Source organism: Pseudomonas sp. MHK4, assembly GCF_054600775.1.
Window position 1 is genome coordinate 25,597 of sequence record NZ_BAAIAK010000014.1, and the last position, 25,670, is coordinate 51,266.

Sequence of the window (25,670 nt, forward strand, 5' to 3'; positions counted from 1 at the left end):
CGCGAGCAAGCTCGCTCCTACAGGATTTTGCGTTTATTCCTGGATCACGTCCGCACCCTTGGGGATGTCGAACTTGAATTTAGAGGCCGGGATCGGCTCGTTGGCCTTCACGCCAGTGAACAGGATATTGGTGCGCTGACCGACACTGTCAATCATCTGCATGTCGTTGACCAGGCCATTGCGGAACGACAGGCGCAGACTGTCGAACAGGGTGTCCTTGGTCTTGGGCTTCAAGGTGAAGTCGATCACGCCACCGGCTTCCTTGGCGCTGATATCGAAGCTCTGGCTGATCTTCGACACGTCACCGGACAGCAGCAGCGCTGGGGTCTGGGTCAGGCGCTGATCGAGATTCTTGATGGTGGCCTGTTCCAGGTCCGGGTCCCACAGAGTGACTTTCTTGCCGTCGGAGACCATGGTCTGCTCGGCAGGCGCATTGGTGTGCCAATAGAACAGGCCCGGGCGCTGCAGCGACATCTCGCCGGCGGTTTCCTGCAACTGGGTACCCGAGCCATCGAGGGTCAGCTGGGAGAAACGCGCGGTCAGGGTCTGGGATTTTTCCAGCAATTGGGTCAGGCGTGCCACGTCCTTGTCATCGGCGTGGGCCGAGAGCGTGCTCAAAGCCAGTACCGGCAGCAACAGCATGCGGATCAGACGCATGGGAGTCCTCATAACATTCGTGGGAGTGCGGGCGGCGCCTCGGGACGCCGCCCCTTTTCAGTATCGGGTCAGTCGCGTACCGGGCCCGGGGCCAGGACTTCACGCGAACCGTTGGTGTTCATGGAGGTCACGACCCCGGCCATTTCCATGGCTTCGATCATGCGCGCGGCGCGGTTGTAGCCGATCTTCAGCTTGCGCTGGACCGCGGAGATGGAGGCGCGACGGCTTTCCAGGACGAACTGCACCGCTTCGTCATACAGCGCGTCGGCCTCGGGATCATCGCCGTCGCCGCCACCGCTGCTGCCTTCAAAGCCGCTGCCCGCCTCTTCGACACCGTTGAGGATGTCGTCGTTGTATTCCGGCGCACCGCGCAGTTTCCAGGCCTCGACCACACGGTGAACTTCATCGTCGGACACGAACGCGCCGTGAACCCGGATCGGCAGGCTGGTGCCGGGCGGCATGTACAACATGTCACCGTGACCGAGCAATTGTTCGGCGCCGCCCTGGTCGATGATGGTCCGCGAGTCGATCTTGCTCGACACCTGGAACGCCATGCGGGTCGGGATGTTGGCCTTGATCAGGCCGGTGATCACGTCCACCGACGGACGCTGGGTCGCGAGGATCAGGTGGATACCCGCCGCCCGCGCCTTCTGGGCGATACGGGCGATCAGCTCTTCAACCTTCTTGCCGACGATCATCATCATGTCGGCGAATTCGTCGACCACCACCACGATGGTCGGCAGTTTCTGCAGCAACGGCGCTTCGTCGTGGATGCTTTCGCGCTTGTACAGCGGATCGCTCAACGGCTCGCCGGCGTCCTGCGCTTCCTTGACCTTGGCGTTGAAGCCGGACAGGTTACGCACGCCCATCTTCGCCATCAGCTTGTAGCGCCGCTCCATCTCGGCGACGCTCCAGCGCAAGGCGTTGGCGGCGTCCTTCATGTCGGTGACCACCGGGCACAGCAGGTGCGGAATGCCTTCGTAGATCGACAGCTCGAGCATTTTCGGGTCGATCATGATCAGCTTGGCGTCTTCCGGGCCGGACTTGAACAAGATCGACAGGATCATCGCGTTCACGCCCACCGACTTACCGGAACCGGTAGTACCGGCCACCAGCAGGTGCGGCATCTTCGCCAGGTCCGTGATCACCGGCTTGCCGCCGATGTCGTGGCCCAGGGCCAGGGTCACCGGGGACTTGAAGTTGTCGTACTCGGGCGTCGACAGCACTTCGGAGAAGCGCACGATCTGCCGGTCTTCGTTCGGAATCTCGATACCGACCGTGGTCTTGCCCGGAATCACTTCCACCACACGCACACTAGTCACGGCCAGGGAGCGTGCCAGGTCTTTCGCCAGGTTGGAGATACGGCTGACCTTGACCCCTGCCGCCGGCTGGATCTCGTAACGGGTAATCACGGGGCCCGGGTGAATCGAATCCACGGTGACTTCGACGCCGAATTCCTTGAGCTTGATTTCCAGCAGGTGGCCGACGGCCGCCAGGGATTCGGGCGAGTAATTGAGCTGTTTCTTTTCCGCCGGGTCGAGAATCGAGATCGGCGGCAAGGTGCCTTCCACGGCGCTGTCGACGAACAACGGCGCCTGCTTCTCTTTCTCCACGCGCTTGCTCGGCGCTGGCGGCTTGGGTGGCGCCGGGGCGATCACCGGCGGCACCTGCTTCTCGCGCTCGGACATGTGCTTGCTCAGCGCCTGCTCGCGTTCGATCAGGCGTTCCTTGACCTTGGCCTGCTCACGCTTGTCAGTGACGGTCGGCGCGACCACATCGTGCACGCGGTCATCGACTTCACGCAGTTGCGCAACCAGTTGCTTGCGCTCGACACGGGCCGCCCACCAGCGATTGGCGGCGCCCTGGAACAGCTCGAACAGATCGAGGGTGATCTTGCCGGTGACGTCCATCACCTTGAACCATGACAGGTCGGTGAACACCGTGAGGCCGAACAGGAACAGGGCGATGAACAGCAGCGTGCTGCCCTGGATGTTCAGCGCGTTCTTCGCCAGGTCGCCCAGGCTTTCGCCCAGCGCCCCGCCAGCACCGGCCGGCAGACCGGTTGCGGCATGGAAATGGATGTGCGCCAGCGCAGCACCGGACAGCACCAGGAACACCAGGCCGATCAGGCGCCAGGAGAACAGCCAGCCACTCCACTCCCACGGCTCGTGGCGCTGTCGGAAGATCTGGTAGGCCTTGATCGCCAGCAACAGCGGGAAGATATAGGCAAAGTAACCCAGCACCATGAACAGGATATCGGCGCTGTAGGAGCCCGCCGGACCGCCGAAGTTCTGCACGTCGTCGATCTTGCTGTTATGGCTCCAGCCCGGATCGTCCTTGCCATAGGTCAGCAAGGCCATCATCAGGAACAGGCACAACGCACCGATGGCGATCAATGCACCTTCCTTGAGGCGGTAGTGCAAGTGCTGGCGCCAGAGTGGAACAACTGTTTTGGGTGCTGCGGTGGATTTCTTCAAAACCTGCTTTTCCTGCGCCAATGGCGCGTCCATCTGTTAATGACTATGAAAAAACTGCCCAATCCAGGCAGGTAAAAAAGTTAACAGGCGTAACCGGGACTACTTTTAACACTGCGCATTGGTTTTCATAAACAGCAAACGCGGTGCCTATTTTGTTACAAACACTGTTACAGCCAGGCATTGTACGGGTTTGTACGTACGATGCCATGCTGGCAACTCTTGGGTGTAGCATAGTCAACAGCACATTGGGTGCGACTCAATTTGAGCACGCATTCTCTTTCGTGACAAAGGCTTATGAGGTGTTTTTATGAGCGAAGCGAAGCATTCCCGCCTGATCATCCTGGGTTCCGGTCCCGCGGGCTACAGCGCAGCCGTGTATGCCGCTCGCGCCAACCTCAAACCCGTTGTCATTACCGGCATACAGGCAGGTGGCCAGCTCACCACCACCGTAGAAGTCGATAACTGGCCTGGCGATGTCGAAGGCCTGACCGGCCCGGTATTGATGGAACGCATGCAAAAACACGCCGAGCGCTTTGCCACCGAGATCGTTTACGACCACATCCATACCGCCAAGTTGCAACAGCGCCCCTTCGAACTCATCGGAGACAGCGGTACTTATACCTGCGACGCCCTGATCATTGCCACGGGTGCCTCGGCACAGTATCTGGGACTGCCCTCGGAAGAGACTTTCGCGGGCAAAGGGGTTTCAGCCTGCGCGACGTGCGACGGTTTTTTCTATCGCAAACAGGTGGTCGCGGTAGTGGGCGGAGGCAATACCGCCGTCGAAGAAGCACTTTATCTGTCGAACATTGCCAGTGAAGTCCATCTGATTCACCGTCGCGACAAGTTGCGCTCGGAAAAGATTCTCCAGGACAAACTCTTCGAAAAAGCCGCCAAGGGCAATATCCGCCTGCATTGGAACCAGAACCTGGACGAGGTACTGGGCGACGCCAGCGGCGTGACCGGTGCGCGTCTTCGCGACAGTCATACCGGCGCAATCACCGAGTTGCCGCTGACCGGGGTGTTCATCGCCATCGGCCACAAGCCCAATACCGACCTGTTCGCCGGTCAACTGGAAATGCGTGACGGCTATCTGCTGGTCAACGGTGGCAGCGAAGGCAACGCGACGGCAACTGCCATCGCAGGCGTGTTTGCTGCGGGTGACGTCGCCGATCACGTCTATCGCCAGGCCGTCACCTCCGCCGGCGCCGGCTGCATGGCCGCCCTGGACGCGGAAAAATACCTCGACGACATTCCCGCTGTTTAACGGCACACTTCACGGCGGGCCCAAGGCCCGCCACCGCCCTCCCCTTCTGCAAGCCTTGATGCCATGCTGACTTGGTTACAACGCAACACCCTGACGTTCCCGGCGCTGGAAAAGGCCATGCGCGATCCCAATGGATTGCTGGCGGCCGGTGGCGACCTGTCCGCCGATCGATTGATCCAGGCTTACCGCCATGGTTGTTTCCCGTGGTTTTCCGAAGGCCAGCCGATTCTCTGGTGGTCACCGGATCCTCGCACCGTGCTGTTTCCCGATGAACTGCACGTGTCCCGCAGCCTGAAGAAACTCCTGCGCCAACAACGCTACCAGGTGACCTTCGATGAGGATTTTGCCGCGGTCATCCGTGCCTGCGCCGCGCCCCGGGAGTATGCGGACGGCACCTGGATCACCGACGCCATGCAGGACGCCTATATCGAACTGCACAGGCGCGGCCATGCGCATTCCGTGGAAGTCTGGGACCAGGACGAACTGGTGGGCGGATTGTATGGCCTGGCGATGGGGCAGCTGTTTTTCGGCGAATCCATGTTCAGCCTTGCCGACAACGCCTCGAAATTTGGCTTTGCCACGCTAGTGCAACATCTGAAAGACTCGGGTTTTGTGCTCATCGACTGCCAGATGCCCACCGACCATTTGCACAGCTTGGGCGCCCGGGCGATTCCACGCCGTGAGTTTGCCGATTATCTGGCGCGGCATCTGGACCAGCCCAATCGTGCAACCTGGGTTTGCTGAGCGACTTTGGCCCGCGTGGCTTACACTTATTCAAAAGCTTTGCGAGGGTTGATCATGACCGAGTTGGCGCGTTTGAAGTTTTATGCCACTCAACCCCACTCCTGCAGTTATCTGCCCGAGGAGCAGGCCACGACCCTGTTTCTCGACCCTAGCCAGCCCATGGATGTGCACGTCTATGCAGACCTGTCTGAAATGGGTTTTCGGCGCAGTGGCGACCATCTGTATCGACCCCATTGCCAGAATTGCAATGCGTGCGTACCGGCGCGCATTCCTGTCGGGCAATTCACTCCCAATCGTCAGCAGAAACGCATTTTCAAACGCAACGCCGATTTGCAGGTGCGCCCCGCCAAGCCAGGTTTCAGCGAAGAGTATTTCGATCTTTACCAGCGCTACATCGAAGAACGCCATGCCGATGGCGACATGTACCCGCCCAGTCGCGATCAGTTTTCCACCTTCCTGGTCCGCGACCTGCCCTTTTCACGGTTCTACGAATTCCGCCTCCAGGGCCGGTTGCTGGCCATTGCCGTCACCGACCTTCTGCCAAACGGTCTGTCGGCGGTCTATACGTTCTATGAGCCTGGCGAAGAGCGTCGCAGCCTGGGGCGCTATGCCATCCTCTGGCAAATCGCCGAAGCCCGGCGCCTGGGGCTGGATGCGGTTTACCTGGGCTACTGGATCAAGAACTGCAAAAAAATGAGCTACAAGACCCAGTATCGCCCCATCGAACTGCTGATAAACCAGCGCTGGGTCGTCCTGAACTAGAGCAGGCCCTAAACCCCTTGGCTTGAACACCCTTTTTCGGGCACAATGCACGCCGCTTTTGCCTGGCGCAGTTGCACCGGGCCATTCATTGGACACCGAGGGCTTTACTGCATGTCGAAAGAAGACAGCTTCGAAATGGAAGGCACTGTCGTCGACACCCTGCCCAACACCATGTTTCGTGTGGAGTTGGAAAATGGGCACGTCGTAACCGCGCATATTTCCGGCAAGATGCGCAAGAACTACATTCGTATTCTTACCGGTGACAAGGTGCGCGTCGAGCTGACGCCCTATGACTTGAGCAAAGGGCGCATCACTTACCGCGCTCGCTAATCAGGTCAATACAAGACGCCCGGCTTATGCCGGGCGTTTTTGTTTGCCTACGATTTGGCTGGCAACTTCACCGACGCCTTCGCTGGCAAGCCAGCTCCTACAGCAGGAATGCGATCCTTGTAGGAGCTGGCTTGCCAGCGAAGGCGATTTCAAGGTCAATACCCAGACAGCACAAAGGCGCCAATCGGCGCCTTTGTGCTTTGTTGCGATCAACGTCAGGCCATTTCAGCCGTAGTCTCGAACTCGAATGTCAGCTCGCCGTCCTTGATGTCGATGTGGACCACACCGCCATGTTCGGCCAGTTCGCCAAAGAGGATCTCCTCCGCCAGGGGACGCTTGATCTTGTCCTGGATCAGGCGCGCCATCGGGCGAGCACCCATCGCCGAGTCGTAACCGCCAGCCGCCAGCCAGCTGCGGGCCGCATCGGTGACTTCCAGCAGCACACGCTTGTCTTCCAGCTGCGCCTGAAGCTCGGTAAGGAACTTGTCCACCACGCTCTTGATAACCTCATGGCTGAGGCGACCAAACTGGATAATGGTGTCCAGACGGTTACGGAATTCCGGCGTGAAGCTCTTCTTGATCACTTCCATCGCATCGGACGAGTGGTCCTGATGGGTGAAACCGATCGAAGCACGGGCTGCGGTTTCGGCACCGGCGTTGGTCGTCATGATGACGATCACGTTACGGAAGTCGGCCTTGCGCCCGTTGTTATCGGTCAGCGTCCCGTGGTCCATGACCTGCAGCAGCAGGTTGAAGACTTCCGGATGCGCCTTCTCGATTTCATCGAGCAACAGCACGCAGTGTGGTTGCTTGGTGATGGCTTCGGTCAGCAGGCCGCCCTGATCGAACCCGACATAGCCTGGAGGGGCACCGATCAGACGCGATACGGTGTGGCGCTCCATGTACTCGGACATGTCGAAGCGAATCAGCTCGACACCCAGCGCCTTGGCCAGCTGACGCGCCGCTTCGGTTTTACCGACACCGGTGGGACCGGCGAACAGGAACGAACCGACTGGCTTGTCAGGCGACTTGAGGCCGGCGCGGGACAGCTTGATCGCGGTCGCCAGCGAGTCGATCGCGGCATCCTGACCAAACACCGTCAGCTTCAGGTCACGCTCAAGGTTACGCAGCAGCTCTTTGTCGGAACTGGTGACGTGTTTTGGTGGAATCCGCGCGATCTTCGCGACGATGTCCTCGACTTGAGGCACTTCGATGCGCTTGACGCGCATTTCGATGGGTTGCAGGCGCTGGTAGGCACCCGCCTCGTCGATCACATCGATCGCCTTGTCCGGCATGTGCCGGTCATTGATGTAGCGTGAAGCCAGTTCGGCAGCCGCGCGCAGGGCCTCATCACTGTACTCGATATTGTGATGGGACTCGAAACGCCCTTTCAGGCCGCGCAGGATACCGATGGTGTCTTCCACCGAAGGTTCCGACACATCAACCTTCTGGAAGCGACGTGCCAGGGCACGGTCCTTCTCGAAGATCCCGCGGAATTCCTGGAAGGTGGTCGAGCCGATGCAACGGATATCACCGGACGACAGCAGCGGCTTGAGCAGGTTAGAGGCATCCATGACCCCACCGGACGCAGCACCGGCACCGATGATGGTGTGGATTTCGTCGATGAACAGGATCGCCTGCGGACGCTTTTTCAGCTCATTGAGCAACGCCTTGAAGCGCTTCTCGAAATCGCCGCGGTATTTGGTCCCGGCCAGCAGAGCACCCAGATCAAGGGAATACACCACGCTGTTGGCCAGCAGGTCTGGCACCTGGTTGTCGACAATGCGCTTGGCCAGGCCTTCGGCAATCGCGGTTTTACCCACGCCCGCCTCGCCCACCAGCAGCGGATTGTTCTTGCGGCGACGGGCCAGGATCTGGGCGACGCGCTCGACTTCCAGCTCTCGACCTACCAATGGATCGATTCGACCCTGGCGCGCGAGTTCATTAAGGTTACTGGCATAAGCATCCAGTGGATTGCCTGAAGATGAAGACTCCCCGCCCTCGTCGTCCTGCATATCTTGCTCGCCCTCGGAGTGATCGCCGTGCCCTGGCACCTTGGAAATGCCGTGGGCGATGTAGTTGACGACATCGATACGGGCAACGCTCTGCTGTTTCAGCAGGAACACTGCCTGACTCTCTTGCTCACTGAAGATCGCAACCAGCACGTTGGCGCCAGTTACTTCGCGTTTGCCCGAGCTCTGTACGTGAAACACAGCACGTTGCAGGACACGTTGGAAGCCCAGGGTTGGCTGGGTCTCACGATCCTCGTCATGCACGGGGATCAGTGGCGTGGTGGAGTCGATGAACTCCTGCAGGTCGTGCTTGAGTTTGTCGAGGTTCGCGCCGCACGCACGCAAAACGGTGGCGGCAGCCTCATTGTCCAATAGGGCCAGCAGCAGGTGTTCGACGGTCATGAATTCATGACGCTTCGAACGAGCCTCCTTGAAGGCAAGATTGAGGGTGACTTCGAGCTCGCGGTTTAACATAGCTTCACCTCATACCCAAGTGGTCGGCGATTAACCGTCCTTCTCGATTTCACAGAGTAGCGGATGCTGGCTTTCCCTGGCGTACTGGTTGACCTGCATGGCCTTTGTCTCGGCGATGTCGCGGGTAAACACTCCACATACTGCCCGTCCTTCTGTATGGACGGCCAGCATGACCTTGGTCGCCAGCTCGCGATTCAGGTTAAAAAACACCTCGAGCACTTCGACGACGAAATCCATCGGTGTGTAGTCATCATTGAACAAAACCACCTTGTACATCGGCGGCGCCTGTAAAGCAGGCTTGGCCTCCTGAACAGCAATGCCTGCGGAATCGTCGTCGTGTTCCTCCGGGCGATCTTTCTGGAGAGTCGGGCGATCCTGATTGAATGTTAGTCGAATCTGGCTGATTGCATGCATGGAAAGAAAGGTTCGTCAGTTGTGCAAATACAGTGGTGGGGGCGGTCTTGGGTGATTTCAACTCCGACTGCCTGGTCACCTTGACTATCGGCAAAACGGTGTTACAACCAATAGAGCCCACAGTGGGTAAAAAAGGTCCGCGGAGTCAACTTTTTTTCTAAGAAGTGACTGCGGATGTACTGGATGATACTCCAGTGATGGAGTCTGTTGCAGAGGGAGTTGGTATGTCAGGTGTCAAGGTCAGTGGCAAGGTGAAATGGTTCAACAACGCCAAGGGTTACGGTTTCATCAACGAGGACGGCAAGACGGAAGACCTGTTTGCCCACTACTCGGCCATTCAGATGGAGGGTTATAAAACCCTGAAAGCCGGGCAAGCTGTCGTCTTCGAGATCATCCAGGGGCCCAAGGGGCTGCACGCCGTGAACATTGGCAACCCTGTCGATACCACGAAGCCTGCGACCCCTGCTACGCAACAAACCGTTACCGTTTAACGCAACAGCGTCATCCAGTCAAAAAAAACCGCCCGGCTCAATCGCTTGAGCCGGGCGGTTTTTGCGTACCTGGATTTTATTACATGTGCGAGATCAGCGCATCACCGAAGCCGGACGAGGAAACCAGCTTGGCACCTTCCATCAGGCGCTCGAAGTCATAGGTCACGGTCTTGGCGGAAATCGCGCCGTTGGTGCCCTTGATGATCAGGTCGGCCGCCTCGGTCCAGCCCATGTGGCGCAGCATCATTTCAGCCGACAGGATCAGCGAACCCGGGTTGACCTGGTCCTTGCCCGCGTACTTCGGCGCCGTACCGTGGGTGGCTTCGAACATGGCCACGGTGTCGGACAGGTTGGCACCTGGCGCGATACCGATACCGCCCACTTCCGCCGCCAGGGCGTCGGAGAGGTAGTCGCCGTTCAGGTTCAAGGTCGCGATCACATCGTATTCCGCCGGACGCAGCAGGATTTGCTGGAGCATGGCGTCGGCGATGGCATCCTTGACGATGACGTTCTTGCCGGTTTTCGGGTTCTTGAACTGCATCCACGGACCGCCGTCGAGCAGGGTCGCGCCGAACTCTTCGGCCGCCACTTCATAGGCCCATTCCTTGAAGGCACCTTCGGTGAACTTCATGATGTTGCCTTTGTGCACGATGGTCAGCGAATCGCGATCGTTGTCGACCACATATTGCAGGGCCTTGCGCGCCAGGCGCTTGGTGCCTTGCAGGGACACCGGCTTGACGCCGATACCGCAGTTTTCGTCGAAACGGATCTTGGTGACGCCCATTTCTTCTTTAAGGAACTTGATGACCTTGGTGGCTTCCGGGGTACCGGCCTTCCACTCGATGCCGGCATAGATGTCTTCGGAGTTCTCGCGGAAAATCGTCATGTCGACGTCGCCTGGCTTCTTGACCGGGCTAGGTACGCCTTCGAACCAACGCACCGGGCGCAGACAGACGTACAGGTCGAGTTGCTGGCGCAGGGCCACGTTGAGGGAACGGATACCGCCACCAACCGGCGTGGTCAGCGGGCCCTTGATGGAAACCACGTAATCCTTGACCGCGTCCAGGGTTTCCTGAGGCAGCCAGGTGTCCTGATCGTAGACCTGGGTCGCTTTTTCCCCGGCGTACACTTCCATCCAGGAAATCTTGCGCTCGCCGCCGTAAGCCTTTTTCACAGCAGCATCGACAACCTTGATCATGACCGGACTGATGTCGACACCAATGCCGTCGCCTTCGATGAAGGGAATGATCGGGTTATTAGGAACATTGAGAGAATGGTCTGCATTGACGGTGATTTTGTCGCCGACGGCTGGAACCTGAATCTTCTTGTAACCCATGCTGAACTCCATTGATTGGATTGAACATCTGGCTTGGTTCGAGCGTAACCCAGTTAAATCGGCGCGCAAACCCTATGTTCTATCGATATGCCGCAAAGCCATACAAGCTGTGACCTACAGGCCTGAAATCAAAGGGAAAAACGCCAAACTCAAGCACGACGAATCACCTTACGCCCTGCTCGCTCCTGCGACCTTTAGACCAATGGACGACAAACGTTGTGCATGAACCATCGGCAGATTGCCAGCTACCTATGTATAATGCCGCCGCTGACTAAAGGGTCACGTCAGGTTGAACAGCTCTACGACGAGTGTTTCCACCCGATGAGACGGTCTGCTACCGCAGCCCGTCTACTTGACGCCCTACTGATGCACCCAACATCACAGCAACGAAATCTCGATATTCGGCTCATGGATGACTTTGAACGAACGCGCTTACCCGGCGCCCCTCGAGTTTCTGCGCACGCTTTAGCAAAGAAGAGAGAGTTAATCCGAATATGCCCACCCGCTCGAAGATCATCTATACCTTCACCGACGAAGCTCCCGCCCTCGCCACCTATTCACTGTTGCCTATCGTAGAGGCCTTCACCGCCTCGGCTGATATCGCCGTTGAAACCCGCGATATCTCTCTTGCAGGGCGCATCCTGGCCAGCTTCCCCGAGCAATTGGGTGATAAAGCCGTAGCCGACCACCTCGCCGAACTGGGCGCCCTGGCCGTTACGCCTGAAGCCAACATCATCAAGCTGCCAAACATCAGCGCCTCGGTTCCGCAGCTGCAAGCCGCGATCAAGGAACTGCAAGCCCAGGGCTACGCCCTGCCGGACTACCCGGAAACCGTAAGCAGCGACGCCGACAAGGAAGCCAAGGCCCGTTACGACAAGGTCAAGGGCAGCGCCGTGAACCCGGTACTGCGCGAAGGCAACTCCGACCGTCGCGCGCCGCTGTCGGTGAAGAACTACGCTCGCAAGCACCCGCATAAAATGGGCGCCTGGGCTGCGGACTCCAAGTCCCACGTCGCGCACATGAGCAGCGGTGACTTCTACGGCAGCGAAAAAGCCGCCCTGATCGACGCCGCTGGCGCCGTGAAGATCGAACTGATCGCTCAAGACGGCACCACCACCGTCCTGAAGGAAAAAACCACCGTTCAGGCTGGTGAGATCCTCGACTGCGCCGTCATGAGCAAAAACGCTCTGCGCGCCTTCATCGCCGCTGAAATCGAAAGCGCCAAGGCCCAGGGCGTGCTGCTGTCGGTTCACCTGAAAGCGACCATGATGAAGGTCTCCGACCCGATCATGTTCGGCCAGATCGTTGCCGAGTTCTACAAGGACGCACTGGCCAAGCACGCTGACGTGCTGGCACAGATCGGCTTCAACCTGAACAACGGCATCGGCGACCTGTACGCTCGCATCAAGGCCCTGCCTGGCGATCAGCAGGCTGCAATCGAAGCCGACATCCAGGCGGTCTACGCCGCTCGTCCATCCCTGGCGATGGTCAATTCCGACAAAGGCATCACCAACCTGCACGTGCCGAGCGACGTCATCGTCGACGCCTCGATGCCGGCCATGATCCGTGACTCCGGCAAGATGTGGGGCACCGACGGCCAGCTGCACGACACCAAGGCCGTGATCCCGGATCGCTGCTACGCCACCATCTACCAGGCGGTCATTGAAGACTGCAAGGCCAATGGCGCGTTCGATCCAACCACCATGGGCAGCGTGCCGAACGTTGGCCTGATGGCGAAGAAAGCCGAAGAGTACGGCTCCCACGACAAGACTTTCCAGATCAAGACCAACGGTGTTGTCCGCGTGACCGACACCAACGGCACCCTGCTGCTGGAACAGTCGGTTGAAGCCGGCGACATCTTCCGCATGTGCCAGACCAAAGATGCGCCGATCCAGGATTGGGTCAAGCTGGCCGTCAACCGTGCTCGCGCAAGCAGCACGCCAGCGATCTTCTGGCTGGACCCGATGCGCGCCCACGACGGCGTGGTGATCGAGAAAGTTCAGGCTTACCTGAAGGATCACGACACTGCCGGCCTGGATATCCAGATCATGGCACCCGTCGACGCGATGAAGTTCACCCTGCAGCGCACCCGCGCCGGCAAGGACACCATCTCGGTGACCGGCAACGTCCTGCGCGACTACCTGACCGACCTGTTCCCGATCATGGAACTGGGCACCAGCGCCAAGATGCTGTCGATCGTACCGCTGATGAACGGCGGTGGCCTGTTCGAAACCGGCGCCGGCGGTTCGGCTCCGAAGCACGTACAGCAACTGCTGGAAGAGAACTTCCTGCGTTGGGATTCGCTGGGTGAATTCCTGGCCCTGGCCGCGTCCCTGGAACACCTGGGCGTGACCTACAACAATCCCAAGGCGCTGGTTCTGGCCAAGACCCTGGACCAGGCCACCGGCCAGTTCCTGGACAACAACAAGTCGCCATCGCGCAAAGTCGGCAACATCGACAACCGCGGCAGCCACTTCTACCTGGCACTGTACTGGGCCCAGGCCCTGGCTGCCCAGACCGAAGACACTGCACTGCAAGCGCAGTTCGCGACCCTGGCCAAGACCCTGACCGAGAACGAGGCAACCATCGTTGCCGAGCTCAACGCCGTTCAGGGCAAGCCAGTGGACATCGGCGGCTACTACCACGCCGACGCCGAGCTGATCAGCAAGGCCATGCGTCCTAGCGCAACTTTCAACGCAGCGGTTGCAGCGTTGGTTTAAGGTTGTAGGGAAGCACCACAAACCCCGGCCATGTGCCGGGGTTTGTGTTTTCAGAATTCACACAATCCCCTGTAGGAGCTGGCTTGCCAGCGATGGCGGCCTACCATTCAACATTGATGGCGACTGACCCACCGCAATCGCTGGCAAGCCAGCTCCTACAGGGGCAGCATTTCAACATTGAGGGCATTTTATGGACTGGAAACCCCACATCACCGTCGCCACCATCGTCGAAGACAACGGCCGCTTCCTCATGGTCGAAGAACTCAAGCACGGACGCGTGGTGCTCAACCAACCCGCCGGTCATCTGGACCCGGACGAAACCCTGACCGAAGCCGCTGTGCGCGAAACCCTCGAGGAGACCGGCTGGGACGTCGAACCCACCGGCGTACTGGGCATTTATCTATATACCGCCCCGAGCAACGGCGTGACCTACCAGCGGGTCTGCTTCATCGCCAAAGCGCTGAAACACCACCCCGAATATCAACTGGACGACGGCATCGTCGGCGCCAAGTGGTTGACCCGCGAGGAATTAATCGAGCAGCGCGAGAACTGGCGCAGCGAGCTGATCATGCGTTGCATCGACGACTATCGGGCCGGGATTCACTTCGGTCTCGAATTGATCCGTCCTTCTCTTTAGCCTTGCGGGCCCGGGCCTGTTAGAATCGCGTCCTTTTTCAAGACACTCATTGAATCCCTATGCGTGATCCAGCCCCTTCTGACACACAAAAGAAGCGCGTCATTGTCGGCATGTCCGGCGGCGTGGACTCTTCCGTTTCCGCCCTCCTGCTGATCGAGCAGGGCTATGAGGTGGAAGGCCTGTTCATGAAGAACTGGGAAGAAGACGACGGAACCGAATACTGCACCGCCATGGATGACCTGGCGGACGCCCAGGCCGTGTGCGACAAGATTGGCATCAAGCTGCACACCGCCAACTTCGCCGCCGAGTACTGGGACAACGTGTTCGAACACTTCCTGGCCGAATACAAGGCCGGCCGTACGCCGAACCCGGACATCCTGTGTAACCGCGAGATCAAGTTCAAGGCGTTCCTCGACTACGCCATGATGCTCGGCGCCGACCTGATCGCCACCGGCCACTACGTGCGTCGCCGCGACATCGACGGCCGCACCGAATTGCTCAAGGGCCTGGACCCGAACAAGGACCAGAGCTACTTCCTGCACGCCGTCGGCGGCGAACAGATCGCCAAGACCCTGTTCCCGGTCGGCGAACTGGAAAAACCGCAGGTTCGGGCAATTGCCGAGAAATACGAGCTGGCGACCGCGAAGAAAAAGGATTCCACCGGTATCTGCTTTATCGGCGAACGCCGCTTCAGCGACTTCCTCAAGCAATACCTGCCGGCACAACCGGGCGAGATCAAGACCACCGAAGGCGAGATCATCGGCCGTCACCACGGCTTGATGTACCACACCATCGGCCAGCGCCAGGGCCTGGGTATCGGCGGCCTGAAAGACGCCAGCGACGAGCCGTGGTACGTGCTGATCAAGGATCTGGAGCACAACGAGCTGATCGTCGGCCAGGGCAACGACCACCCGTGGCTGTTCTCCCGCGCCCTGCTCGCCTCTGATATCTATTGGGTCAACCCGATCGACCTGAGCCAGCCGCGCAAGCTGACCGCCAAGGTCCGCTATCGCCAGAGCGACCAGCCCTGCACCCTGGAGAAGACCGCCAGCGGTTACCGCGCGACCTTCGATGACCCGCAACGCGCGGTCACCCCAGGCCAGTCCGTGGTGTTCTACGATGGCGAGATTTGCCTCGGCGGCGGCGTGATCGAAGTGGCTGAGCCTTGGACTAGCAAAGGCCAGGCTCAATGACCCCCACTCAGGAGCAACTGACAGCCCTCGGCGGGGTATTCCTCGCCGCGGTGCTGGTGGACAAGATCGCCAAGACCGGCCAGACCAACGAAGCCGGCCTGACCTGCATGCTCGGCAGCCTGCTGATCCGCGACCCCAAGGACACCCTGGAAGTCTACGGCGGCGACGACATCAACCTGCGCGAAGGCTATCGCGCATTGATCGGCGCCCTCGAACGCGACCCGAGCGCCCTGCAGCGCGAGCCGCTGCGTTATGCCCTGGCGATGCTCGGTCTTGAACGTCAGCTGGCCAAGCGCAGCGACATGCTGGACGTGATCGGCAAACGCCTGCCGCAGATTCAGTCCCAGGTCGAGCACTTCGGCCCGGCCCACGAAAACGTGATCGCAGCCTGCGGCGCGCTGTACCAGGACACCCTGAGCACCCTGCGCCAACGCATCCAGGTGCATGGCGACATGCGCAACCTGCAGCAACCGAGCAACGCCTCGAAAATTCGCGCCCTGCTGCTGGCCGGCATCCGTTCGGCACGCCTGTGGCGGCAATTGGGCGGTCATCGCTGGCAGCTGGTGATCAGCCGCCGCAAATTGCTCAAAGAGCTTTACCCATTGATGCGTAACGAATAACCCGCATCGACAGCACCGAACTCAGCAATACGCGTAATACGCCGGTCAGTTGGCGACGGACCGGCGGATTTTTTCATGTATGATACGCGCCCCATTTCGTTGCCCGACTGTCCGAGAACACCCCATGCAGCTCTCTTCGCTCACTGCGGTTTCCCCTGTTGACGGCCGCTACGCCGGCAAAACCCAGGCCCTGCGCCCAATTTTCAGCGAGTACGGCTTGATCCGTGCCCGCGTCCTGGTTGAAGTGCGCTGGCTCCAGCGCCTGGCCGCTCACCCTGCCATCAGCGAAGTGCCGGCGTTCTCCGCCGAAGCCAACGCTGTGCTGAACACCCTGGCGGAAAACTTCTCTCTGGAGCACGCCGAGCGTGTCAAAGAGATCGAGCGCACCACCAACCACGACGTCAAAGCCATCGAATACCTGCTAAAAGAGCAGGCGGCCAAGCTGCCGGAACTGGCCAAGGTCAGCGAATTCATCCACTTCGCCTGCACCAGCGAGGACATCAACAACCTGTCCCACGCCCTGATGCTGCGCGAAGGCCGTGATGACGTGATGCTGCCGCTGATGCGCCAGACCGCCAACGCCATCCGCGAACTGGCCATCCGTTTCGCCGACGTGCCGATGCTGTCGCGCACCCACGGTCAACCGGCTTCGCCGACCACCCTGGGCAAAGAGCTGGCGAACGTGGTTTACCGTCTGGAGCGCCAGATCGCTCAAGTTGCTGCCGTGCCATTGCTGGGCAAGATCAACGGCGCTGTGGGCAACTACAACGCACACCTGTCGGCCTACCCTGAGATCGACTGGGAAGCCAACGCCCGCGCCTTCATCGAAGACGAGCTGGGCCTGGGCTTCAACCCGTACACCACGCAGATCGAACCGCACGACTACATCGCCGAGCTGTTCGACGCGATCGCGCGCTTCAACACCATCCTGATCGACTTCGACCGCGACATCTGGGGCTACATCTCCCTGGGTTATTTCAAGCAGCGCACCATCGCTGGCGAAATCGGCTCGTCGACCATGCCGCACAAGGTCAACCCGATCGACTTCGAAAACTCCGAAGGCAACCTGGGCATCGCCAACGCACTGTTCCAGCACCTGGCGAGCAAGCTGCCGATCTCCCGCTGGCAGCGCGACCTGACCGACTCCACCGTACTGCGCAACCTCGGTGTCGGCTTCGCCCACAGCGTGATCGCGTACGAAGCCAGCCTGAAAGGTATCAGCAAGCTGGAGCTCAACGAGCAGAAGATTGCCGCTGACCTGGATGCCTGCTGGGAAGTGTTGGCCGAGCCGATCCAGACCGTGATGCGTCGCTACAACATCGAAAACCCGTACGAAAAGCTGAAAGAATTGACCCGCGGCAAGGGCATCAGCCCGCAAGCGTTGCAGACTTTCATCGACGGCCTGGACATGCCAGCCGCGGCCAAGGCCGAGCTGAAACTGCTCACCCCGGCCAACTACATCGGCAACGCTGTAGCGCAAGCCAAGCGCATCTGATCCACCGCTCGAACCGTTTAAGACGCCCGGCCGCGCCGGGCGTTTTTATTCCCGTATGAAAAGTGCTTTTTTTCAATAGGTTACACATGAATCCTGACATTCCTCTTCAACTTCTGGGCGGCATCACGGCACGCGAATTCCTGCGCGACTACTGGCAGAAAAAACCGTTGCTGATCCGTCAGGCGATTCCCGATTTCGAAAGCCCGATTGACGCAGACGAACTGGCCGGCCTGGCGCTGGAAGAAGAAGTTGAATCGCGCCTGGTGATCGAGAACGGCGAGCGCCCATGGGAATTGCGTCGCGGCCCGTTTGCCGAAGACGAATTCAGCAAATTGCCGGAACGCGAGTGGACCCTGCTGGTGCAGGCCGTGGATCAGTTCGTGCCGGAAGTCAGCGAACTGCTGGAAAACTTCCGCTTCCTTCCGAGCTGGCGCATCGACGACGTGATGATCAGCTTCGCCGCCCCTGGTGGCAGCGTCGGTCCGCACTTCGACAACTACGATGTGTTCCTGCTGCAAGGCCACGGCAAGCGCAACTGGAAAATCGGCCAGATGTGCGACTCCGAAAGCCCGCTGCTGCAACACGCGGACTTGCGCATTCTTGCCGAATTCGAAGCCACCGATGAGTGGGTCCTGGAACCGGGCGACATGCTTTACCTGCCGCCGCGCCTGGCCCATTGCGGCGTGGCCGTCGACGACTGCCTGACCTACTCGGTCGGTTTCCGCGCACCGAGCGCCGCTGAAGTGCTGACCCACTTCACCGACTTCCTCAGCCAGTTCCTGCCGGACGAAGAGCGCTACACCGACGCCGACGCCTTGCCGGTGGCAGATCCGCATCAGATCCAGCACGACGCCCTCGATCGCCTCAAAGGCCTGCTGGCCGAGCACATGAGCGACGAGCGCCTGCTGCTGACCTGGTTCGGCCAGTTCATGACCGAGCCGCGCTACCCGGAACTGGTGGTTGGCCCGGAAGACCTCGAAGAAGACGACGTCCTCGGCGCACTGGAACAAGGCGCGGTGCTGATCCGCAATCCGAGCGCGCGCCTGGCCTGGTCGGAAGTCGATGACGACCTGCTGCTGTTCGCCAGCGGCCAGAGCCGTTACCTGCCGGGCAAACTGCGCGAGCTACTGAAGATGATCTGCGCTGCCGACGCCCTGCACGTCGACAACCTGGGTGACTGGCTGGCGGACGAAGATGGCCGCGGCCTGCTGTGCGAACTGGTCAAGCAAGGAAGCCTGGGGTTTGCCGATGAATAAGATTCACGTACGTGTCGCAGACTGGCAGAAAGACAACGCCGAGATCCGGCGCATTCGTGAAGCGGTGTTCGTCGCCGAACAATCCGTTCCGCCCGAGCTGGAATGGGATGCCGACGATGTGACGGCCGTGCATTTCCTTGCCCTCGAAGGCGACTTTCCGGTGGGCACCGCCCGCCTGTTGCCTGACGGTCACGTCGGCCGGGTTTCGGTACTCAAGGACTGGCGCGGCCTGAAAGTCGGCGACGCACTGATGCAAGCGGTGATCGGCGAAGCCGAGGAGCGCGGGCTGAAGCAGCAGATGCTCAGCGCCCAGGTGCAAGCCACGGCGTTCTATGAGCGCCTGGGCTTTCACATGGTCAGCGAGGAGTTCCTGGAAGCAGGGATTCCGCATGTGGACATGGTCCGCCACTCGGCTTGATACCGAATCGCGGCCTGCTCGTGAAGAGGCCATTAAGCGCACAACAAAACGCCCCGACATCGCACGATGCCGGGGCGTTTTGCTGTCTAGCATTAAATTTGCCCCCTCCCAGGCCGACACACTGTTATCACCCAAATCTGTAGGAGCGAGCTTGCTCGCGATGGAGGTGAACGATGACGCGTGCTGCCTGAAGCAACGTGTCGCGATCAAGTTTTTCGCGAGCACGCTCGCCCCTACAGACACTCCAGGCCGACAAACTGGCAATATCAAGCCTTTGAATGCGGAGATAACGGATATGTCCCTACGCACCCTGCTCACCACCCTGTTGGTGACCTGCAGTTTTTCGCTCATGGCCGCCACCGAAATCGTGCCGCTGAACTACCACACCAGCGCCGACGTGTTGCCGGTAGCGCAGGATTTCATCGGCAAGGAAGGCCAGGTCAGCGCCTATGGCAATCAGCTCATCGTCAACGCCGATCAGCGCAGGATCGACGAACTTAAGGCTTTGATCGGCCAACTCGACACCGCACCAAAACGCCTGCTGATCACCGTCGATACCAATGAGAACAACTTCCAGGGTAATCAGGGTTATTCGGTCAACGGCGCAAAACCGGGCCAGACCCGCATCATCAGCCACAGCACCGACAGCCGTGACGGTGGCATCCAGCAGGTCCAGGCCACGGATGGCCTGCCAGCGTTGATCCAGGTCGGCCAAAGCGTGCCGCTGACCAGCAGCCAGACCGACTCCTACGGCGACCTGCGAAGCCAGACCGAATACCGTAACGTCACCCAGGGCTTCTACGTCACCGCCAACGTCACCGGCGAGATCGTTCACCTGTCGATCAGCACAAACCGTGACCGGATGAGCCAGGAACGTCCCGATGTAGTGAACGTGCAAAGCACCGACACAACCGTCACCGGCCGCCTGGGCGAGTGGATCCTCCTGGCCGGGGTAAACGGCCAGACCCAGGCGGACAAACAGGGCGTAGCCCGCAGCTACTCGACCCAAAGTCGCAATGACATGACCTTGCGGGTGAAAGTCGATACTTTGGACTAAAGCCTCGAAAACTGACTGACGAGTCGTATTAGACCAAAGATGTAGTGCTTGAAAAAAAGCACTACAAAACGTTTGACGAGGCAAAAAAGCGAAGGCATGATGGCCTCGCTCCCGCTAATCAGGGGCCCTGGCAAGGGCCTTCGAGGCGATGTTCGCACCTACCCCGCGAACCGCTTCGTGTCTGTACCGCCCACAAGGTGTGTTTGACGAGGTTGCCGACTGGAACGAAGTTGTCCCGAGGGACGGAAGCGTATTTAGGTAAACCCGGCATCACACTGAAGTTCGCACCAAGGCCCACGACGCCCGAATGCGCCCGCCAGTTAGCCCTTACCTGCTCACTTCCCCTCGAGCCCATCGTTCATCCCGTCGCCATCCCCGCCGAATCCGACTTGACCACCTAAGCTTCTGGTCAGCGAGCGCAGGAATTTTCCACCGCAGAACAACTTTTCATAAAGACGCGACGAGGTTTATCTCCCATGGCACTGACACGCGAACAGCAAATTGCAGCCCTCGAAAAAGACTGGGCTGAGAACCCGCGCTGGAAAGGCGTGACACGCACTTACTCCGCTGCTGACGTCGTCCGCCTGCGTGGCTCGGTTCAACCTGAGCACACCTTTGCAAAAATGGGCGCCGAGAAGCTGTGGAACCTGGTTACCCAGGGTGCCAAGCCAGCCTTCCGTCCTGAGAAAGATTTCGTCAACTGCATGGGCGCCCTGACCGGCGGCCAGGCTGTACAACAAGTCAAAGCCGGTATCCAGGCAATCTACCTGTCGGGCTGGCAAGTGGCTGCGGACAACAACTCCGCCGAATCGATGTACCCGGACCAGTCGCTGTACCCGGTTGACTCGGTTCCAACCGTGGTCAAGCGCATCAACAACTCGTTCCGTCGCGCCGACCAGATCCAGTGGAAAGCCGGCAAGAACCCGGGCGACGCTGGCTACATCGACTACTTCGCGCCAATCGTGGCTGACGCCGAAGCCGGTTTCGGTGGCGTACTGAACGCCTACGAGCTGATGAAGAGCATGATCGAAGCAGGCGCCGCCGGCGTTCACTTCGAAGACCAACTGGCTTCCGTGAAAAAATGCGGCCACATGGGTGGCAAGGTACTGGTTCCTACCCAGGAAGCCGTACAGAAGCTGACCGCTGCCCGTCTGGCAGCCGACGTTGCCGGCACTCCAACCATCATCCTGGCCCGTACCGACGCCAACGCCGCTGACCTGCTGACGTCCGACTGCGACCCGTACGACCAGCCATTCGTGACTGGCGAACGTACCCAGGAAGGCTTCTACAAAGTGCGCGCCGGTCTGGACCAGGCCATCGCCCGTGGCCTGGCCTACGCTCCGTACGCCGACCTGATCTGGTGCGAAACCGCCAAGCCGGACCTGGACGAGGCTCGTCGCTTCGCTGAAGCGATCAAGAAGGAATACCCGGACCAACTGCTGTCGTACAACTGCTCGCCTTCCTTCAACTGGAAGAAAAACCTGGACGACGCGACCATCGCCAAGTTCCAGCGCGAACTGTCCGCCATGGGCTACAAGCACCAGTTCATCACCCTGGCCGGCATTCACAACATGTGGCACAGCATGTTCAACCTGGCGCACGACTACGCCCGCAACGACATGACCGCCTACGTGAAGCTGCAGGAGCAGGAATTCGCCGACGCCGCCAAGGGTTACACCTTCGTGGCTCACCAGCAGGAAGTGGGCACCGGCTACTTCGACGACATGACCACCGTGATCCAGGGTGGCTCGTCCTCGGTAACCGCGCTGACCGGTTCGACCGAAGAAGAACAGTTCCACTGATCTGCTTCGCTTGAGACATCAGCCGCCGCGGGCCCTATAGAAAGCTAACCGCAGCGCTGCACCTCTGACGCCCCGACTGGTTCGGGGCGTTTTTTTTGCAGGACCTACCAAACACCACAAAACCTTGTGGGAGCGGGCGCCCAAGGCAAAACATTGATCCAGGGCGCCATCGGGGTCAAAAAAATCCGCCAAAAGGAGCGCCGGCATTACATGCAGTAATGCGCAAATAAGACAACTTCCCCACCCTAAACCCACTACGCAGTTTAAAAACCAGCACAAACAATATTGATTATCATTTAGCGAAAACTATGTTCGTTACATTCCTTACAAAACATATTTCCCGAAAAGCCGGCTAATGCCCGCAACGCAAGGGCTACGGCGCTTTTGCCGCTAGCTATGTCCTTATTCCTATAAATAATTTCGCTATAGGAATTTTACTTGCTGGGTGTTTAGCCATAAAATCAGCGGGATTGATTGCTGCGACATATCGTCACTGCTTTGTTACTTTTTCAAGCTCAGAGACCTTTGCTCTCTGTTAAGGATTACCAGCATGCCCGAAGCGACAGGACTCATGGCCCACAACTGGGGCTTTGCCATTTTCCTTCTAGGCGTCGGCGGCCTCTGTGCCTTCATGCTCGGTGTCTCCAGCCTACTCGGGTCAAAAGCCTGGGGCCGCAGCAAAAACGAACCGTTCGAGTCCGGCATGCTACCTACAGGTGGCGCCCGCTTGCGGCTCTCAGCCAAATTCTATCTGGTCGCGATGCTGTTCGTGATCTTCGATATCGAAGCCCTCTTTCTCTTTGCATGGTCTGTGTCCGTCCGCGAAAGCGGCTGGACCGGATTCGTCGAAGCTCTCGTTTTCATAGCAATTCTGTTGGCAGGTCTTGTCTACCTATTCCGAGTGGGCGCCCTTGACTGGGCTCCGGAAGCTCGGCGCAAGCGGCAAGCGAAGCTGAAACAATGAGGCTTTGGCAATGCAATACAATCTCACCAGGATCGACCCCGATGCTCCTAACGAGCAGTATCCGATTGGCCAGCGGGAAACCGTTTCCGATCCGTTAGAAGATCAAGTCCACAAAAACATCTTCATGGGCAAGCTCGAAGACGTGCTTAACGGCACGATCAACTGGGGGCGCAAGAACTCCCTGTGGCCGTATAACTTCGGTCTTTCGTGCTGCTACGTGGAAATGACCACCGCCTTCACGGCGCCCCACGACATCGCGCGCTTTGGCGCCGAGGTTATCCGGGCATCGCCGCGCCAGGCGGATTTCATGGTTATCGCCGGCACCTGCTTCATCAAGATGGCGCCGATCATTCAGCGTCTCTACGAGCAAATGCTCGAACCTAAATGGGTCATCTCCATGGGTTCGTGTGCCAACTCCGGTGGCATGTACGACATCTACTCCGTCGTTCAAGGGGTGGACAAGTTCCTGCCCGTGGACGTCTACGTGCCTGGCTGCCCGCCCCGCCCTGAAGCTTTCCTGCAAGGCCTGATGCTGTTGCAGGAGTCGATTGGACAGGAGCGTCGTCCGCTTTCCTGGGTCGTTGGTGATCAAGGCGTATACCGCGCCGAGATGCCTTCGGAGAAGGAAAAGCGCCGCGAACAGCGAATCGCAGTCACCAACCTGCGCAGCCCCGACGAAGTCTGATCCAGATCTGCTTCTTTAATAGAACGAGACACTGGCTTCATTCTTTACGTTGACCGAAAGCGATAAAATAACCATGACTACAGGCAGTGCTCTGTACATCCCGCCTTACAAGGCAGACGACCAGGATGTGGTCGTCGAACTGAACAACCGTTTTGGCCCGGAGGCGTTCACCGCCCAGCCAACCCGCACCGGCATGCCGGTGCTTTGGGTTGCCCGTGCCAAACTCGTCGAAGTCCTGACCTTCCTGCGCAACCTGCCCAAGCCGTACGTCATGCTCTATGACCTGCACGGCGTGGACGAGCGTTTGCGCACCAAGCGTCAAGGGCTGCCAAGCGGCGCCGACTTCACCGTGTTCTACCACTTGATGTCGATCGAGCGTAACAGCGACGTCATGATCAAGGTCGCCCTGTCCGAAAGCGATCTCAGCCTGCCGACCGTCACCAGCATCTGGCCGAACGCCAACTGGTACGAGCGTGAAGTCTGGGACATGTACGGCATCGACTTCAAAGGCCACCCGCACCTGACGCGCATCATGATGCCGCCGACCTGGGAAGGTCACCCGCTGCGCAAGGACTTCCCGGCCCGTGCCACCGAGTTCGACCCGTTCACCCTGAACCTGGCCAAGCAGCAGCTCGAGGAAGAGTCCGCGCGCTTCAAGCCGGAAGACTGGGGCATGAAGCGCTCCGGACCGAACGAGGACTACATGTTCCTCAACCTCGGTCCTAACCACCCTTCGGCGCACGGTGCATTCCGCATCATCCTGCAGCTGGACGGTGAAGAGATCGTCGACTGCGTTCCGGACATCGGTTACCACCACCGTGGCGCCGAGAAGATGGCCGAGCGTCAGTCCTGGCACAGCTTCATCCCGTACACCGACCGTATCGACTACCTCGGCGGCGTGATGAACAACCTGCCGTACGTGCTCTCGGTCGAGAAGCTGGCCGGCATCAAGGTGCCCGAGAAGGTCGACGTCATCCGCATCATGATGGCCGAGTTCTTCCGGATCACCAGCCACCTGCTGTTCCTGGGTACCTACATCCAGGACGTCGGCGCCATGACCCCGGTGTTCTTCACCTTCACCGACCGCCAGAAGGCGTACACGGTGATCGAAGCCATCACCGGTTTCCGCCTGCACCCGGCCTGGTACCGCATCGGTGGTGTCGCCCACGACCTGCCGCGCGGCTGGGAAAAACTGGTCAAGGATTTCGTCGAGTGGATGCCCAAGCGCCTGGACGAATACCAGAAAGCCGCACTGGACAACAGCATCCTGCGTGGCCGGACCATCGGCGTCGCCGACTACAACACCAAGCAAGCCCTGGAATGGGGCGTCACCGGTGCCGGCCTGCGTGCCACCGGTTGCGACTTCGACCTGCGTAAGGCGCGCCCGTACTCGGGCTACGAGAACTTCGAATTCGAAGTGCCGCTGGCGGCCAATGGCGATGCCTACGACCGTTGCATCGTGCGCGTCGAGGAGATGCGCCAGAGCATCCGGATCATCGACCAGTGCATGCGCAACATGCCGGAAGGCCCGTACAAGGCGGATCACCCGCTGACCACGCCGCCACCGAAAGAGCGCACGCTGCAGCACATCGAAACCTTGATCACACACTTCCTGCAAGTTTCGTGGGGCCCGGTCATGCCGGCCAACGAATCCTTCCAGATGATCGAAGCGACCAAGGGCATCAACAGTTATTACCTGACGAGCGATGGCGGCACCATGAGCTACCGCACCCGGATTCGTACCCCAAGCTTCCCGCACCTGCAGCAGATCCCTTCGGTGATCAAAGGCAGCATGGTCGCGGACTTGATCGCGTACCTGGGTAGTATCGATTTCGTTATGGCCGACGTGGACCGCTAAG

Annotated in this window: 23 protein-coding genes; 18 read left to right on the plus strand and 5 right to left on the minus strand. The window is 59.5% G+C overall.

All coding sequences use genetic code 11. From position 1 onward, the window contains the following. Positions 1-33: 33 nt before the first annotated feature. Together lolA and ACYP2Q_RS26530 are read right to left on the minus strand one after the other, a co-directional pair. Positions 34-657 carry an outer membrane lipoprotein chaperone LolA gene (gene lolA, locus ACYP2Q_RS26525; RefSeq protein ID WP_459733189.1) on the minus strand — a complete coding sequence of 208 codons (624 nt, stop codon included), beginning with the start codon at positions 655-657 and terminating at the stop codon, positions 34-36. Positions 658-725: 68 nt separating this feature from the next. Continuing rightward, positions 726-3,134, minus strand: a complete 2,409-nt coding sequence (locus ACYP2Q_RS26530; protein ID WP_459733191.1) for a DNA translocase FtsK — start codon at positions 3,132-3,134, stop codon at positions 726-728. 307 nt (positions 3,135-3,441) lie between these two features. Between ACYP2Q_RS26530 and trxB the strand changes: the two genes are divergently transcribed. The 4 genes from trxB (at position 3,442) to infA (ending at position 6,237) form a co-directional block, all read left to right on the plus strand. Then, positions 3,442-4,401: a thioredoxin-disulfide reductase gene (gene trxB, locus ACYP2Q_RS26535; protein ID WP_459733192.1), complete on the plus strand. Its 960-nt coding sequence runs from the start codon at positions 3,442-3,444 to the stop codon at positions 4,399-4,401. A 63-nt stretch (positions 4,402-4,464) separates the two neighbouring features. Then, entirely contained in the window at positions 4,465-5,145 is a 681-nt protein-coding gene (gene aat, locus ACYP2Q_RS26540) for a leucyl/phenylalanyl-tRNA--protein transferase (protein WP_459733193.1), read from the plus strand. 54 nt (positions 5,146-5,199) lie between these two features. Further along, a complete protein-coding gene (locus tag ACYP2Q_RS26545) occupies positions 5,200-5,907 on the plus strand; it encodes an arginyltransferase (RefSeq protein ID WP_020799527.1) in 708 nt (235 codons plus the stop codon). A 111-nt stretch (positions 5,908-6,018) separates the two neighbouring features. Continuing rightward, entirely contained in the window at positions 6,019-6,237 is a 219-nt protein-coding gene (infA, locus tag ACYP2Q_RS26550; protein ID WP_002553999.1) for a translation initiation factor IF-1, read from the plus strand. Between the two features lie 215 nt (positions 6,238-6,452). Here the strand turns inward: infA and clpA are convergent, their stop codons facing one another. Continuing rightward, positions 6,453-8,723 (minus strand): ATP-dependent Clp protease ATP-binding subunit ClpA, encoded by a 2,271-nt coding sequence (gene clpA, locus ACYP2Q_RS26555; protein ID WP_046817173.1) that lies wholly within the window; start codon positions 8,721-8,723, stop codon positions 6,453-6,455. Between the two features lie 30 nt (positions 8,724-8,753). Beyond that, a complete protein-coding gene (gene clpS, locus ACYP2Q_RS26560; RefSeq protein WP_020799529.1) occupies positions 8,754-9,137 on the minus strand; it encodes an ATP-dependent Clp protease adapter ClpS in 384 nt (127 codons plus the stop codon). Positions 9,138-9,361: 224 nt separating this feature from the next. Here clpS and cspD point away from each other — a divergent pair, with 224 nt between their 5' ends. After that, entirely contained in the window at positions 9,362-9,628 is a 267-nt protein-coding gene (cspD, locus tag ACYP2Q_RS26565) for a cold shock domain-containing protein CspD (RefSeq protein ID WP_459733194.1), read from the plus strand. A gap of 79 nt (positions 9,629-9,707) precedes the next feature. Here the strand turns inward: cspD and icd are convergent, their stop codons facing one another. After that, positions 9,708-10,964, minus strand: a complete 1,257-nt coding sequence (gene icd, locus ACYP2Q_RS26570) for an NADP-dependent isocitrate dehydrogenase (RefSeq protein ID WP_007972065.1) — start codon at positions 10,962-10,964, stop codon at positions 9,708-9,710. Here icd and ACYP2Q_RS26575 point away from each other — a divergent pair. From ACYP2Q_RS26575 to nuoC, 13 genes are all read left to right on the plus strand, one after another. Further along, entirely contained in the window at positions 10,963-11,190 is a 228-nt protein-coding gene (locus ACYP2Q_RS26575) for a hypothetical protein (protein WP_459733195.1), read from the plus strand. The genes icd and ACYP2Q_RS26575 overlap by 2 nt on opposite strands. A 268-nt stretch (positions 11,191-11,458) precedes the next feature. Next, positions 11,459-13,684 (plus strand): NADP-dependent isocitrate dehydrogenase, encoded by a 2,226-nt coding sequence (locus tag ACYP2Q_RS26580; protein WP_459733196.1) that lies wholly within the window; start codon positions 11,459-11,461, stop codon positions 13,682-13,684. A gap of 190 nt (positions 13,685-13,874) precedes the next feature. Continuing rightward, positions 13,875-14,321: an NUDIX hydrolase gene (locus ACYP2Q_RS26585; protein WP_459733197.1), complete on the plus strand. Its 447-nt coding sequence runs from the start codon at positions 13,875-13,877 to the stop codon at positions 14,319-14,321. A gap of 59 nt (positions 14,322-14,380) precedes the next feature. Continuing rightward, positions 14,381-15,514 carry a tRNA 2-thiouridine(34) synthase MnmA gene (gene mnmA, locus ACYP2Q_RS26590; protein WP_459733198.1) on the plus strand — a complete coding sequence of 378 codons (1,134 nt, stop codon included), beginning with the start codon at positions 14,381-14,383 and terminating at the stop codon, positions 15,512-15,514. After that, positions 15,511-16,134, plus strand: a complete 624-nt coding sequence (gene hflD, locus ACYP2Q_RS26595) for a high frequency lysogenization protein HflD (protein ID WP_046817168.1) — start codon at positions 15,511-15,513, stop codon at positions 16,132-16,134. The genes mnmA and hflD overlap by 4 nt, the downstream gene beginning before the upstream one ends. A 124-nt stretch (positions 16,135-16,258) precedes the next feature. Next, positions 16,259-17,629: an adenylosuccinate lyase gene (gene purB, locus ACYP2Q_RS26600; RefSeq protein ID WP_110662578.1), complete on the plus strand. Its 1,371-nt coding sequence runs from the start codon at positions 16,259-16,261 to the stop codon at positions 17,627-17,629. Between the two features lie 86 nt (positions 17,630-17,715). Beyond that, positions 17,716-18,885 carry a ribosomal protein uL16 3-hydroxylase gene (locus ACYP2Q_RS26605; RefSeq protein ID WP_046817167.1) on the plus strand — a complete coding sequence of 390 codons (1,170 nt, stop codon included), beginning with the start codon at positions 17,716-17,718 and terminating at the stop codon, positions 18,883-18,885. After that, a complete protein-coding gene (locus ACYP2Q_RS26610; RefSeq protein ID WP_459733200.1) occupies positions 18,878-19,303 on the plus strand; it encodes a GNAT family N-acetyltransferase in 426 nt (141 codons plus the stop codon). The genes ACYP2Q_RS26605 and ACYP2Q_RS26610 overlap by 8 nt, the downstream gene beginning before the upstream one ends. A gap of 295 nt (positions 19,304-19,598) precedes the next feature. After that, positions 19,599-20,360 carry a secretin N-terminal domain-containing protein gene (locus ACYP2Q_RS26615; RefSeq protein WP_459733201.1) on the plus strand — a complete coding sequence of 254 codons (762 nt, stop codon included), beginning with the start codon at positions 19,599-19,601 and terminating at the stop codon, positions 20,358-20,360. A gap of 476 nt (positions 20,361-20,836) precedes the next feature. After that, positions 20,837-22,162 (plus strand): isocitrate lyase, encoded by a 1,326-nt coding sequence (gene aceA, locus ACYP2Q_RS26620; protein WP_007970439.1) that lies wholly within the window; start codon positions 20,837-20,839, stop codon positions 22,160-22,162. Between the two features lie 550 nt (positions 22,163-22,712). Further along, positions 22,713-23,126, plus strand: a complete 414-nt coding sequence (locus tag ACYP2Q_RS26625) for an NADH-quinone oxidoreductase subunit A (protein WP_007905050.1) — start codon at positions 22,713-22,715, stop codon at positions 23,124-23,126. A 10-nt stretch (positions 23,127-23,136) separates the two neighbouring features. Continuing rightward, on the plus strand, positions 23,137-23,811 hold the full coding sequence (locus tag ACYP2Q_RS26630; protein WP_046037844.1) for a NuoB/complex I 20 kDa subunit family protein: 675 nt from the start codon (positions 23,137-23,139) through the stop codon (positions 23,809-23,811). Positions 23,812-23,884: 73 nt separating this feature from the next. Continuing rightward, the gene (gene nuoC / locus ACYP2Q_RS26635; RefSeq protein WP_459733202.1) at positions 23,885-25,669 is read left to right on the plus strand and encodes an NADH-quinone oxidoreductase subunit C/D; all 1,785 of its coding nucleotides are present in this window, start codon (positions 23,885-23,887) and stop codon (positions 25,667-25,669) included. Position 25,670: the final 1 nt, after the last annotated feature.

Excerpts from the sequence above, each read along its gene's own strand:
- lolA (WP_459733189.1), bottom strand. The coding sequence starts at position 657 with ATGCGTCTGATCCGCATGCTGTTGCTGCCGGTACTGGCTTTGAGCACG.
- trxB (WP_459733192.1), top strand. The coding sequence starts at position 3,442 with ATGAGCGAAGCGAAGCATTCCCGCCTGATCATCCTGGGTTCCGGTCCC.
- aat (WP_459733193.1), top strand. The coding sequence starts at position 4,465 with ATGCTGACTTGGTTACAACGCAACACCCTGACGTTCCCGGCGCTGGAA.
- ACYP2Q_RS26545 (WP_020799527.1), top strand. The coding sequence starts at position 5,200 with ATGACCGAGTTGGCGCGTTTGAAGTTTTATGCCACTCAACCCCACTCC.
- infA (WP_002553999.1), top strand. The coding sequence starts at position 6,019 with ATGTCGAAAGAAGACAGCTTCGAAATGGAAGGCACTGTCGTCGACACC.
- clpA (WP_046817173.1), bottom strand. The coding sequence starts at position 8,723 with ATGTTAAACCGCGAGCTCGAAGTCACCCTCAATCTTGCCTTCAAGGAG.
- clpS (WP_020799529.1), bottom strand. The coding sequence starts at position 9,137 with ATGCATGCAATCAGCCAGATTCGACTAACATTCAATCAGGATCGCCCG.
- cspD (WP_459733194.1), top strand. The coding sequence starts at position 9,362 with ATGTCAGGTGTCAAGGTCAGTGGCAAGGTGAAATGGTTCAACAACGCC.
- ACYP2Q_RS26575 (WP_459733195.1), top strand. The coding sequence starts at position 10,963 with ATGCTGAACTCCATTGATTGGATTGAACATCTGGCTTGGTTCGAGCGT.
- icd (WP_007972065.1), bottom strand. The coding sequence starts at position 10,964 with ATGGGTTACAAGAAGATTCAGGTTCCAGCCGTCGGCGACAAAATCACC.
- ACYP2Q_RS26580 (WP_459733196.1), top strand. The coding sequence starts at position 11,459 with ATGCCCACCCGCTCGAAGATCATCTATACCTTCACCGACGAAGCTCCC.
- ACYP2Q_RS26585 (WP_459733197.1), top strand. The coding sequence starts at position 13,875 with ATGGACTGGAAACCCCACATCACCGTCGCCACCATCGTCGAAGACAAC.
- mnmA (WP_459733198.1), top strand. The coding sequence starts at position 14,381 with ATGCGTGATCCAGCCCCTTCTGACACACAAAAGAAGCGCGTCATTGTC.
- hflD (WP_046817168.1), top strand. The coding sequence starts at position 15,511 with ATGACCCCCACTCAGGAGCAACTGACAGCCCTCGGCGGGGTATTCCTC.
- purB (WP_110662578.1), top strand. The coding sequence starts at position 16,259 with ATGCAGCTCTCTTCGCTCACTGCGGTTTCCCCTGTTGACGGCCGCTAC.
- ACYP2Q_RS26605 (WP_046817167.1), top strand. The coding sequence starts at position 17,716 with ATGAATCCTGACATTCCTCTTCAACTTCTGGGCGGCATCACGGCACGC.
- ACYP2Q_RS26610 (WP_459733200.1), top strand. The coding sequence starts at position 18,878 with ATGAATAAGATTCACGTACGTGTCGCAGACTGGCAGAAAGACAACGCC.
- ACYP2Q_RS26615 (WP_459733201.1), top strand. The coding sequence starts at position 19,599 with ATGTCCCTACGCACCCTGCTCACCACCCTGTTGGTGACCTGCAGTTTT.
- aceA (WP_007970439.1), top strand. The coding sequence starts at position 20,837 with ATGGCACTGACACGCGAACAGCAAATTGCAGCCCTCGAAAAAGACTGG.
- ACYP2Q_RS26625 (WP_007905050.1), top strand. The coding sequence starts at position 22,713 with ATGCCCGAAGCGACAGGACTCATGGCCCACAACTGGGGCTTTGCCATT.
- ACYP2Q_RS26630 (WP_046037844.1), top strand. The coding sequence starts at position 23,137 with ATGCAATACAATCTCACCAGGATCGACCCCGATGCTCCTAACGAGCAG.
- nuoC (WP_459733202.1), top strand. The coding sequence starts at position 23,885 with ATGACTACAGGCAGTGCTCTGTACATCCCGCCTTACAAGGCAGACGAC.